The organism is Vulgatibacter sp. (genome assembly GCF_041687135.1).
GTDB lineage: Bacteria > Myxococcota > Myxococcia > Myxococcales > Vulgatibacteraceae > JAWLCN01.
Map to the genome: position 1 here is coordinate 509485 of NZ_JAWLCN010000004.1, position 12051 is coordinate 521535.

The window sequence follows — 12051 nt, forward strand, 5'->3', positions numbered from 1 at the left end:
ATTGAGCAACCCAGGACCGGGAAAACGAACCGCCCAGTGGACGAGATGGCGCCGCCGTGCCTCGGGTGCACGGGCCTGCAGGGGGGATCCCTTCAGCGCCGTCGCGCGGCGGCCCAGGCGAGGCCCTGGGCGTTGAGGTCGAGGTCCATGGCGAGCAGCTCGCGATCCTCCTCGTCCAGCTGCAGCCCCGCCCTTGCGGCGGCCTCTTCCATGGCGGCGGCGACGCCGGCACGAACGTGGACTTCCGCCTGCGCCGGCGCGAGGGCCACCGCCTCCTCGACCAGCGCCTCCGAGCGATCGATCCACCAGCGCAGCTGCGCGGCGGTCCGCGCCGGATCGTCCACCTCGCCGAAGTGGGTGGGGCAGACGGTCGCGGTCCCGAGCGCGAGGATCCGATCGATGCTCGCCCGAGCCTCCGCCGCGTCGAAGTCGGTGGGGCTGGTGGAGGGGAAGGCGAAACGCCCCGCCCGCTGCAGCCGCGGGTAGACGAGGCCGAAGGTATCGCCGGTATAGACGGTGTCGCGGGCGGGGTCGTGGACGGCGAAGTGGTGGTTGGCGTGGCCCCGGGTGTGGAGGAAGTGGAGCGGCGCCTCGCCGAGAAAGAGCTGCTCGCCGTCCTCCATCGTCCGCACCCGCTCGGCGGGGATCGGATCGAGGGAGCCGTAGAGCTGCGCGAAGCGCTCCGCGCCGTAGACCGCGGTGGCGGAAGCGACGAGCTTCGAGGGATCGATCAGATGCCGCGCCGCCCGCGGGTGGGCCACCAGGGTGGCGTTGGGCAGGGCCGCGAGGAGCGCCGCGGCGCCGCCTGCGTGATCGAGGTGGACGTGGGTGACGATCACCCAGCGCACCGCCTCCGGCGCGAGCCCTTCCGCCTGCAGCGCCGCGAGGAGGCGCGGCACCGCGTGGGCGGTGTTGGTCTCCACGAAGGCGGCCTCGCCGTCCTGGACCCGGAGGTAGCAGGCGGCGAGGCCGGGGTGGAGGTATTCGGCGTCGATGGTGACGAGGCGGGGCCTTTCCATCCCCCCACTCTACCCGCCTCAGAAGCGCAGCGGCCCCTGCAGCTTCTCCCGCAGCGAGGTGAGGGCGCGCTCCTGCGCCGGGCGCAGCGCCGGGGCGATGTGGATCCCCTGCGCCGCGTCGTTCTCCCAGAGATCGGCGGTGCCGTAGAGCGCCGCGGCGAGGCCCGGCGGCCCGGCGAAGTCGAAGCCCGGGATCCGGTCGATGCAGCCGGTCTTCGGCGCGCCCTGGGGATCGGCGAGGAAGGCAGCGGCGATCTCCATGCCGCAGGTGAAATCCTCGCGCTCGGCGGTGAAGGCGGAGGTGGCGAGCACGCCGTGGTTGGCGAGCGGCACCTCGACCAGGTGCTGCGCCTCGTTCACGAAGGCGGCCTCCGCGTCGCGGATGGCGTCGATCGGCGTCTGGCCGTCGAGGTCGCCGTTGAGCAGCAGCAGCGGCGTCTCGGTGGGCGCCCAGGCGTAAAGCGAGTCGGGGGTGTGCGAGGGCGGGAAGCTCCAGCGATCCTTCGCCTCCACCCAGGAGAGGAGCGCGCCGGTCTGGAAGGGGAGCTCGGCGAGGATCTCCTCCGCCGTCTCGCGATCGAGCCCCTCCGGCCAGAACTCGGAGAAGACCACGTGGTCGCTCAGGTAGGGCGAGAAGGCCGCGCCGCTCCCGGCGCCGGGGCCGAAGCCGGCGCCCATGCCGTTGCGCATCCAGTCGACGAGGTTGTCGAGGGCTGCCACGTCGGCCTCGTCGCAGCGGCCGAGCCGGTGGACCGCCGAGGTCGCCACCGCTGCGGTGAAGGCGTCGTTGGTGGCGTAGCCCACCAGCTGCTCGAGGACGATCCGGTTGCTGGGATAGCCGAGGAAGGCCTCGCAATGGCCGGCCTCGAGGCGACCGAGGAGGTCCAGCAGCTTGCCCCAGGGGTCGTCGCCGAGCTTCTCCCCGCAGAGCGGATCGGCGGCGCAGCCCTCGAAGACGAAGCGGGCCACCTCGACGAAGTTGCGGTCCATCATCACGTCGCAGCCGGTGGGCGGGCAGACGGAGTCGAGGATCGCGCCGTCCGCCTGGTCGGGGAAGAGCGTGAGGTAGCGGTTCACCGCGAAGGTGCCGTAGGAGACGCCGTAGACGTAGACCCGCTCGCCCGCGCCGCGGATCGCTTCGATGGTGTTGCCGATGTCGAGGGCGGCGGAGGTGGTGTCGTAGTGGCGCAGGTCCTCGCCGTGGCGCGCGAGGAGCGCCGCCATGCAGTCGGGATCGGTCTCGAAGGCGTAGCCCCGATCTTCGCAGCCCAGCCACGAGGAGTTGCCGGTGCCGCGGTAATCGGGGAGGTAGAGATCGTAGCCCGGGGCAATCGACTGGAAGATCGCCGCGACCTCGACGAACCCCCAACCCGCAGCGCCGGGCCCGCCCTCGAGGAGCCAGAGCTGGCCCTTCGAGACCGGCTCGGCGGTGGGGATCCGCCGCACGAAGAAGGGCAGCGTCTCGTCGCCGGGGGCGTTCCAGTCGAGCGGGACCTCGATGCTGGCGCAGCTGCCGGGTCCTTCGGCGCAGGCCTCCCAGTGCACGGCGAGCGCGACGTCGGCGGGCTCGGGATTGAGACGTTCCGCCTCGCCGCAGGCGGCGAGGGCGAGGGGGAGAACGAAGAGCAGGCGCTTGTCCATGACGGGCTCCGCAACCAGAGAGTGCCCCTTGGACACGCGGCCGTGGGTTCCCGGCAACGGCGCTATTTCAGGTGGCGCCACCAGGGCCTGGGCGGCGGCGCCAGCGCCGGCTCCAGCACCTCGCCCACCTGCGGGGTGAGGAGGCGCACGCCTGCAGCGCGCGCCCGCTCGAAGAGGCGCTCCGGCGGCTCCGCCCAGGGGTGGGGCCCGAGGTCGAAGGTGGCCCAGTGGATGGGCAGGAGCGCCCTGCCCTGCACCAGCCGCAGCGCCTCGAGGGCGCCGTCGGGGCCGAGGTGGATCGTGCCCCAGGCAGGATGGAAGGCGCCGATCTCGAAGAGCGCCACGTCGAAGGGCCCGAGCCTCGTGCCTACCTCGCCGAGGAGCGGGGTGAGGCCGGTGTCGCCGCTGAAGAAGACCCGGTGTCTCGGTCCGACCAGGCTCCAGGAGGTCCAGAGGGTGGCGTTGCGATCGAGGAGCCCACGGCCGGAGAAATGCTGCGAAGGCGTCGCCACCAGCCGCACCCCGGCGACCTCGGCCTCCTGCCACCAGTCGAATTCGTGGATCTGCGCCGGCGGCACGCCCCAGCGCTCGAGATGTGCGCCGACGCCCAGCGGCGCGAAGAAGGGGACGCCCTGCGCCGCGAGCAGGCGCACCGTCTCCATGTCGAGGTGGTCGTAGTGGTCGTGGGAGAGGAGCACCGCGTCCAGGGGCGGCAGCGCCGCAGGCTCGACGGGGAGCGGGTGGAAGCGGTGCGGGCCCACCAGCGTCGACGGCGAGGCCCGGTCTGAGAAGATCGGATCGGTGAGGATGCGGGCGCCGTCGATCTCGAAGAGCACGGTGGAGTGGCCGAGCCAGCGCAGCCGCAGGCCGCTCGCCGGCGGCACCTCGGGCCCGGGCCCCTCGACCAGCGGCACCTCGCCCTGCGGTTCCGCAGGGCCGCCGCGATCGAGATAGGAGCGGAGCGCCGCGGTGATCTTGCTGGTGTCCATCGTCGGCACCGGCGGGTCGTTCTCGAAGCCGCCGCCAGCCCAGCGCGGCGAGGCCTCCATCCGTGCGAGCCGCTCGCCTTCGGCCGAGGCGCCGAGGGAGGCGCCGCCGTCGGTGGTCACGAAGAAGAGGACGATCGCCGCCGCGAGGAGGAGGGCCACGACGGCGGCGAGGAGGCGGCGGCGCTTGCGCATGGTGCGGGGGCTCCCGAGGAGGCGGTCACGCTACCCCGGGTCGGATGCGGTAGAAAGCAGCGATGTTCGACTGGTCGGATCTGCGGATCTTCCTGGCGGTGCACCGCACCGGCAGCTTCTCGGCGGCGGCGCGGCAGCTGCGCATCAACGCCACCACCGTCGGCAGGCGCATCGAGGCGCTCGAGGCGGCGTTGGGCGCCGCTCTCTTCGACCGGATGCCCGATGGGCTGCGCCCGACGGAGGCTGCAACCGAGATCCGGGTGCACGCCGAGTCGATGGAGGCGCAGGCCTTCGCCATCGAGCGCAAGCTCGGCGGCAGGGAGCTCGCCGGCGGCGTTGTGCTCCGGCGCGAATTGTGGCTGGTGCTCCACCCCCAGTTGCGCAGGGCGCCGTTGGTGCGCGCCGTTGCCGACCACCTCACCGAGGCGATCGAGGCCCGCGCGACGCTCCTCGCAGGCGAGGCTGCATAGCTGCAGCGGGGACCTGCGCCGCTGCAGCGGCGGCGCTGGTGCAATGGCGCCATCCTCGGGGCCATGAGACTCCACACGATCGTCGCCGCCCTTCTCCTCACCACCTCGTGCGCCGGCACGGCGCCTGGACCCACGCTGCGACAGCGCTACGGCCTGCAGCAGCCGCAGGCGCTCGACCCGGCGCGCACCGCCCTCGTCCTCGTCGACTGGCAGGAGGAGTTCTTCTCGGGCGGCCTCGTGCTCCCTCCCTCCCAGTCGCTCCCTGCCCTGGCGCAGGCCCGGCGCCTCCTGCAAGGAGCGCGGCAGGCGGGCCTCCAGGTGATCCACGTCGAGGACGTGGTCGACGCCGGCGCGCCGCTCTTCGCTGCAGGCAGCACGGGGGCGCGGATCCGTCCGGAGCTCGCGCCGCTACCAGGCGAAGGGGTGGTCACCAAGAGGATGGCGGGCGGCTTCTCGCGCAGCGACCTGCACGAGAAGCTGCAGGCGCTCGGCGTCCGCACGGTGGTGGTGAGCGGGCTGATGACCCACCTCGCGGTGGACACCACCGTGCGCGACGCGCTGGTGCTGGGCTACGAGGTGCTGCTTCCCGGCGACGCCTCCGCCACCCGGGATCTCCCGGGGACGATGGGAGCGCCGGCGATCGAGGCGGCGGCCCTCCACCGGGCGACGCTCGCGGCCCTCGCCGATCGCTTCGCTTCGGTGGCCAGCACCGACGAGGTGCTGGCCCTCTTCGCGCGCGCTGCAGCAGCGCCTTGATCAGCAGCGCTCGATGGCGCCGAAGTCGGGCGCGGTGCCGCAGACCTCGGCCTCGTCGCCGGGGACGGCGCGATCGATCGCGGCGGAGCCCGCAGCCGGCTTGAACTCGGCGTCGAGCTGGGGATCGCCGGTGACGGCGCCGCTCCCGGCACTCGGCGAGCCGAAGAAGAGGTTGCTGTCGATGGTGGCGCTCCCCGTCACCGACTGGCTGCAGCCGGAGAAGATGTTGTTGCGCACCGTGACCCCGCGGGCTTCGGCGAGCACGTTCACGCCGCGGCTGGCGCCGACGATGGTGTTGTGCCGGGCCACCTGGCTGGAGCCCTCGCCGAAGATGATGCCGACCTTCTCGTCCACCGGCCGGTGGATCACGTTGCGTCGCACCACGATCTCGTTGGCGCCGACGCCGGTGACCACGCCGCGGGAGGCCTCGGAGATGTCGTTGCGCTCCACCACCACGTTGCGGGCGCCGCGGTGGATCACGATCGCCTCGCCGTTGGAGGTGGCGGATTTGCGGTAGCCGCGGGCGACGTTGCCGCGGATCACCACGCCCTCGCACCACTTGATGTCCACCGCGTTCTCGCGGTCGCCGTAGAAGAGGTTCCCCTCGATGAGGAGGTCGCGGGCGGGGGCGCCTGCAGGCGCGTCCTGGTTGGGACCGATGCACTGCACCGAGTCGCCGGAGTTGCCGTGGATCTCGTTGCCGAGGATCTTCACGCCGACGGCGTCCGGCTGGATCACGATGCCGTGGGCATCCACGTCGGCGCCGCGCCAGATGTTCATGATCTCGTTGCCCTCGATCGTGATCCGGTTGGCGCCGAGATCGACCGAGACGCCGTAAGCCGCGCTGCCGTCGCGGACGATGCTGCCGCGGAGCACGCCGTGGTGGGCGCCGGATCCGGTGAAGCGCACGCCGGCGTTGGCACCGGGGCGCACCTCGAGTCCCTCGAGCTGCCAATGGGCCCTTCGCACCAGCACCGTGCCGCCGCTGATCACCGGGCGCGAGCCGGGCGCCGCTGCGAGCACGATCGGCGCCTCCGCGGTGCCGTCGACCGCGTCGATGGTGAAGGGACCGTAGGTGCCGCCGCGCAGGAGGATCTTCATCCCCGGCTGCGCCTGCCGCACCGCGTGGCCGGGGGTCCGCCACGGAAGCTCCTTCGTGCCGGGGTTCCCGTCGTTGCCGTCGGTGGCCACGTAGCGCAGCACCGCCGGATCCTCGGGCGTCGTGGGCTCCGCCGGCTTCGGCTCGCTCGGGGTCGGCGTGGGGCTCGTCGGCACGCCGCCGCTGCCCCCCTTGCCGCCGATCACGTCGCCGATCGCATCGCCGATGGTGTTGCCGAGGTCGTCGGGGCCGAGCGGGCCGGAGCCGTCCGTGCCCTGGCCATTGCAGGCGGCGAGGGAGGCGGCGAGGAGCGAGGTGACGATCAATCGCGAGAACATGGGGTTCCTCCGCAGGCAGCGCCGCGATCCGGGCGCAGGCCTCTAGTCCCCCTCCTGCACGGACGCCGGCCCCTCCACAGCGGAGGGGCCGGCAATGAATCGGTCGATCAGCAGCGCTCGATGGCGCCGAGGTCCGGGCCGGCGCCGCAGCTCTCGGCGGTGTCGCCTGCGGCGGCGGCGTCCACTGCGGGCGAGCCGTCCGCCGGGGCGTTCTCGCCGTCGAGCTGCGCGTCGCCTTCCACCGGGTTGGTGCCGGTGGCGGGGGTGCCCGAGAAGAGGTTCGAGTCGACGTTCGCCTCGCCCTGCACCGCCTCGGTCACGCCGTCGAAGATGTTGTTCTTCACCGAAGGCGTCCCCGAGCCGGGGAGCGCCTGCACACCGCGGGCGGCGCCGACGATGGTGTTGTGGAGCGCGGTGAGCTGCGAACCCTCGCCGAAGATCACGCCGGTCATCTCGTCGGCGAGGCCGTGGATCACGTTGCGGCGGACGGTGACGTTGGTGGCGCCACGACCGGTGACCACGCCGCGGCTGGTGTTCGAGATGTCGTTCTCCTCGACGGTGACGTTCTTCGCCAGGAGGTGGACGACGATCGCCTCCCCGTTCGAGGTGGCGGACTGCCGGAAGCCGTGCATCACGTTGCCGCGGATCTCGACGTTCTCGCAGTGCTTGATGTCGACCGCGTTCTCGCGGGTGTCGCGGAAGGTGTTGCCCTCGATCACCACGCCGTTGGCCGGAGCGCCCTCGACCGCGTCCTGGCCGGGCCCGATGCACTGCACCGAGTCTCCCGAGGTGCTGTGGATCTCGTTGCCGACCACCGTGACCTCGCGGGTGGTGGGCTGGACCACGATGCCATGGGCGTCGGTCTCGCCGCGGCTGATGTTGAAGATCTCGTTGCCCTCGATGGTGACGCGCGAGGCGTCGAGGTCGATCGAGACGCCGGCGGCGCCGGTGCCGTCGCGGACCACCGAGTTGCGGATCACGTTGTCGTGCGAACCGGCGCCGGTGAAGCGCACGGAGAAGACGGGCTCGGTCGAGGCGACCTCGATGCCGTCGAGCACCCAGAAGGCGCGGGCGACGTTCACCGGGCCGGTGAAGATCGGGCGGGCGCCGTCGGCGCCGGTGAGGACGATCGGCGCCTCCTCGGTGCCGTCGACCGACTCGATGGTGAGGCCGGGCCAGCTGCCGCCGTGCACCACGATCTTCGTACCGGGCTGCGCGCTGGCAACGGCGTGCTCGATGGTGGCCCAGGGAGCCGCCTCGCTACCGTCCGCGCCGTCGTCGCCGTTGGTGGCCACGTGTCGCACATCGAGCGCCTCGGACTCGGCCCCAGCCGGCTCCTCGCTCTCGCCAACCCCTGCGCCAGCGCCCGGAGCCTCCGTCTCCGCACCTGCACCCACATCGGTGCTGCTGTCGAACGACGAGGAGGAACCGGAGCTGCTGCCGCCACCGCAGCCGACGAGGCCGATGGCGAGGAGGATGGACGAGGTGAGGAGTCGGATACGCATGCAGACCTTCCTGGTCGGGGTGGCTCATCGCACCCCGACCGCTCCGGCCGGGGTGACTCACTGCAGGCATCGTCGCCTTGCAGCCATCCCAACCTCGCGATATCGCGGGCTCTTCCGCCTCATGTGCACAATGACACATACACACAGTGTCCTACCTTGCGGGCGAAGTGGGACATGCGGGGCAGCCGATGTGCGACAGGGTGGACCTGCGGCGCACAGCGTTCCGACCTGTGCCGCCCCGCCTCGGCGCAACGCCCGGAGCGGTGGTGCAAGCAGACGCTGCAGGGGGCCGGGAGCCCGTGCCGTGCTGCAGCAGGCTGCTCCCTCTTTGCCCCCGAACCCACACGGAGCCAGGTCGAAATACTCCTAGCCTTTTGGTCGGTCGCTGCTTAGCCTTCGCTGCGTTCTTGGGGGGCCGTATTCGATGTCGCATCATCTCACCCGCCGCCGCCTGCTCGCAGGTCTCGGCGCCTCGCTGGTCGCAGCACCTTTCGTCAATCTCCTCGCCGGCAACGCGCGCGCGGCATCCGCCGGCAGCGCGAAACGGCTGCTCGTCTTCTTCACGCCGAACGGGACCATCCACCGCCATTGGCGGCCCACCGGCGGCGAGACCGACTTCACCTTCGCCGCCGGATCGATCCTCGAGCCGCTCGCAGCGCACAAGGGCGACGTGGTCATCCTCGACGAGCTCGACTTCCACGGCGCCACCAACCACGCACCCGGGATGCGGGCGATGCTCACCGCCAACGGCAGGGCGGGCGACGTCGGCGGCGGCAAGAGCGTCGATCAATTCGTCGCCGATCACCTCGGCGGCAGCACGCGCTTCCGTTCACTCGAGTTCGGCGTGCAGACCAGCGCGTGGGGCGCTGGGGATCAGACGCGGATGAGCTACGCGGGCCCCGACCTCTACGTCTCGCCGGACGACGATCCGCGCAGCGCTTGGAGCCGGATGTTCGGCGATCTGGCCGGGGGCCCCGAGGCGGCGGAGCGGCTCCGGCGGCGCCGCGGCAGCGTCCTCGATCTGGCGCGGGCCGAGCTGCACGATCTCCGTGGCAGACTGGGTGCAACCGAGCGGGCGAAGCTGGGCGTGCATCTCGAGTCGCTGCGGCAGGTGGAGATCGGCCTGCAGGACGGCGGCGCGACGACTTGCGAGCTGCCCGATGCGCCGGAGCGCGGCAACGTCTACGACAACGACCTCTTCCCGGCGATCACCCGGGCGCAGATCGATCTGGCGGTCCAGGCCCTGGCCTGCGGCCTCACCAACGTGGCCTCGCTGCAGCTCTCCCACACCGTGGGCGACCGGATCTACACCTGGCTCGGCATCTCCGAGGGCCACCACTCGCTCTCCCACACCGCCGACAGCGACGAGGCGCAGGTCGCCCGTTTCGTCCAGGCCGAGCGCTGGAATACCGAGCAATTCGCCTACCTGCTCGGGCGTCTCGACGGCCTGCCCGATCCCGAGGGCGGCACCCTCCTCGACTCGACCCTGGTGCTCTGGGCCAAGGAGCTCGGCGACGGACGGATGCATACCTGCGAATCGGTGCCCTGGGTCCTCGCCGGCGGCGGCCTGCGCACCGGCCGCTACCTGCAGCTCGGCGGCGCGCACCACGCACAGGTGCTGGTCTCGATCTGCAGGCGCTTCGGCCTGACCAACGAGACCTTCGGCGATCCGGTCGCCGACGGCGGCGCGCTGGAGGTGCTCTCGTGATCCGCCTCCTCCTTCTCGTCCTCGCGGCCCTGGCCGCGGCAGCGTGTGGGTCGGTCGAGATCGACCGCGTCGCCGCAGGCAGTGGCGGCGCCGGCGGCACCGGCGGTGGTGGGACCGGCGGCACCGGCGGCGGTGGCGGCACCGGCGGCGGCGGCGAAGGCTGCCCCGACGATCCGGCCTTCTTCACCGAGCACCTCTGGGAGCCGCTCTTCGCTCCCAAATGCCTCACCTGCCACGTGGAGGGCGGCCTCGCGGCCTCCACCCGGCTCGTCTTCGTCCCCTACGGTTCTCCCGACTGGCTCGAGAAGAACCAGGCCACCTTCCGCAGCGTCGCGCAGATCGACACGGAGACCGGGCCCCTGCTCCTGCTCAAGCCAACCGGCCAGCATCCGGACGGCCACGGCGGGGGCACCGTCGTCGTTCCCGGCAGCAGGCTCGACGAGGACCTGCGCCATCTGGTCGCCTGGGTCCGTGGCGAGGTGGAGAGCTGCACGCCGCCGGAGGTGGTGGCTTGCGAGGACGTGAGCGGCCCGCGCCTGCTCCGTCGCCTCACGCACGCAGAATACCGCCGCACCGTCGCCGATCTCCTCGGACTCGAGGCGGAGCGGGCGGCGACCTTCGCGCCGGATCCGATGATCCGCGGCTTCTCCAACGACGCCGCGGCGCTCCAGGTCGATCCCCTGCTCGCCGACCAGTACCGCGCCTCCGCCGAGGCGATCGCGGCGGCGGCGGTGACGAGGCGCCTCGACGAGATCCTGCCCTGCCACCGCACCGAGCAGGCGAGCTGCGCCGCGGACTTCGTCCACGACTTCGGCCAGCGCGCCTTCCGCAGGCCTCTCACCACCGAGGAGCAGCGCCGCTACGCCGATCTCTTCCTCGAGACGGCGCAGGAGGACGGCTTCGCCGAGGGCTTGCGCTGGGTGATCGCCGCCTTCCTCCAATCGCCCCACTTCCTCTACCGCTCGGAGCTCGGTGCCAGGGCCGACGACGGCAGCTTCGCCCTCGGCCCCTTCGAGATTGCCAGCCAGCTCAGCTACCTCTTCACCGGCACCTTGCCCGACCAGGCGCTCTTCGACGCCGCCACCTCCGGCGCCCTCGCCACCCCCGCCGGCGTTCGGGCCCAGGTCGAACGCCTCGCCGCCGATCCCAGGTCGCAGGAGGCGATGGCCTCCTTCTTCGCCAGCTGGCTCCAGCTCGAGCGCCTCGCCGACGTGCCCCGCGACGCCGCCACCTACCCCGAGCTGACGCCTGCCATCCGGGCGGCGATGCAGGGCGAGATCGCGCGGTTGGTTGCGGACCTCGCCGCCTCCGACGCCACCCTCGCCGACGCCCTCGACCTCCAGCACACCTGGGTGACCGACGAGCTCGCCGCCTACTATGGGATCGATCCCGGCACCGCCCCTGCGGACGAGGCGGGCTTCCGCCGGGTGGAGACCACCGGCACGCCCTACGGCGGCCTGCTCACCGTGGGCGGGCTGCTCATGACCCACGCCCTGCCCAACAGCTCCTCGCCCATCCACCGGGGCAAGCTGATCCGCGAACGCTTCCTCTGCCACGAGCTGCCGCCGCCGCCGGCCAGCATGAACGTCTCCCCGCCGCCGATGGATCCGGCGCTCTCCACCAGGGAGCGTTACGCGCAGCACGCCAGCGACGGCGCCTGCTCGAGCTGCCACGACCTGGTCGATCCGATCGGCTTCGCCTTCGAGCATTTCGACGGCGACGGCAGGTGGCGCGAGAAGGACGGCGCCCACGCGATCGACGACAGCGGCGAGATCGTCCACTCCGTCTCCACCGACGGCACCTTCGACGGGGTCGCGGGGCTGGCGGCGAAGCTCGGCGCGAGCGAGGAGGTGGAGGGCTGCTACACCACGCTCTGGACCACGTACGCCCTCGGCCTCGGCGAGAGCGACGGCCTCGCCTGCGCCCTGGGGCAGAAGCTGCCGGGTGCCGGCATCGCCACGCTGCGCGCCGGCACCACCGAGCTCGCCCACTTCCGCAGCAGGAGCGGCGGCGAGGACGAGGGGGACGCGCCGGGGCCCGCAGCGGATCCCGGGCCGGTGACGATCGACTGGGCGCCGGCGCCGGTGGTCTTCGTCCTCACCGAGACCGGCCGCTGGACCGGAAGCGCCTGCTTCGATGCCAGCGTCACCAACAACGGCGGCGAGCCGCTCACCTGGCGGATCGAGGAACGGCTCGAGGGGACGCTCAACAACATCTGGAACGCCGAGGCCGCCCCCGGAACGGACGGACGCACGATCTTCACCGGGGCGAGCTGGAACGCCACCCTCGCCCCCGGGGCCATGGCGGAATTCGGCTTCTGCGTCGATCTCTGAT

General features: G+C 72.1%; 9 protein-coding genes. 4 read left to right on the forward strand and 5 right to left on the reverse strand.

The features are described 5' to 3' along the window. Window positions 1-92: 92 nt before the first annotated feature. The 3 genes from ACESMR_RS13295 to ACESMR_RS13305 form a co-directional block, all read right to left on the reverse strand. Window positions 93-1019: an MBL fold metallo-hydrolase gene (locus tag ACESMR_RS13295; RefSeq protein WP_373047563.1), complete on the reverse strand. Its 927-nt coding sequence runs from the start codon at window positions 1017-1019 to the stop codon at window positions 93-95. Between the two features lie 18 nt (window positions 1020-1037). Then, window positions 1038-2660, reverse strand: coding sequence for an alpha/beta fold hydrolase (locus tag ACESMR_RS13300; protein WP_373047564.1), 1623 nt, complete (start codon window positions 2658-2660; stop codon window positions 1038-1040). A gap of 62 nt (window positions 2661-2722) precedes the next feature. Then, window positions 2723-3841: an MBL fold metallo-hydrolase gene (locus ACESMR_RS13305; RefSeq protein WP_373047565.1), complete on the reverse strand. Its 1119-nt coding sequence runs from the start codon at window positions 3839-3841 to the stop codon at window positions 2723-2725. Between the two features lie 62 nt (window positions 3842-3903). Here ACESMR_RS13305 and ACESMR_RS13310 point away from each other — a divergent pair, with 62 nt between their 5' ends. Together ACESMR_RS13310 and ACESMR_RS13315 are read left to right on the forward strand one after the other, a co-directional pair. Continuing rightward, a complete protein-coding gene (locus tag ACESMR_RS13310) occupies window positions 3904-4311 on the forward strand; it encodes a LysR family transcriptional regulator (protein WP_373047566.1) in 408 nt (135 codons plus the stop codon). Between the two features lie 63 nt (window positions 4312-4374). Beyond that, entirely contained in the window at window positions 4375-5067 is a 693-nt protein-coding gene (locus tag ACESMR_RS13315) for a cysteine hydrolase family protein (RefSeq protein WP_373047567.1), read from the forward strand. Here ACESMR_RS13315 and ACESMR_RS13320 read toward each other — a convergent pair whose 3' ends face one another. Continuing rightward, entirely contained in the window at window positions 5068-6504 is a 1437-nt protein-coding gene (locus ACESMR_RS13320; RefSeq protein ID WP_373047568.1) for a nitrous oxide reductase family maturation protein NosD, read from the reverse strand. It lies immediately after the preceding gene. A 107-nt stretch (window positions 6505-6611) separates the two neighbouring features. Continuing rightward, the gene (locus ACESMR_RS13325; RefSeq protein WP_373047569.1) at window positions 6612-8009 is read right to left on the reverse strand and encodes a nitrous oxide reductase family maturation protein NosD; all 1398 of its coding nucleotides are present in this window, start codon (window positions 8007-8009) and stop codon (window positions 6612-6614) included. Between the two features lie 424 nt (window positions 8010-8433). Between ACESMR_RS13325 and ACESMR_RS13330 the strand changes: the two genes are divergently transcribed. Both ACESMR_RS13330 and ACESMR_RS13335 read left to right on the forward strand, forming a co-directional pair. Next, complete coding sequence (locus ACESMR_RS13330) at window positions 8434-9717, forward strand: DUF1552 domain-containing protein (protein WP_373047570.1); 1284 nt, start codon at window positions 8434-8436, stop codon at window positions 9715-9717. Then, window positions 9714-12050 (forward strand): DUF1592 domain-containing protein, encoded by a 2337-nt coding sequence (locus ACESMR_RS13335; RefSeq protein WP_373047571.1) that lies wholly within the window; start codon window positions 9714-9716, stop codon window positions 12048-12050. Before ACESMR_RS13330 ends, ACESMR_RS13335 begins: the two co-directional genes overlap by 4 nt. Window position 12051: the final 1 nt, after the last annotated feature.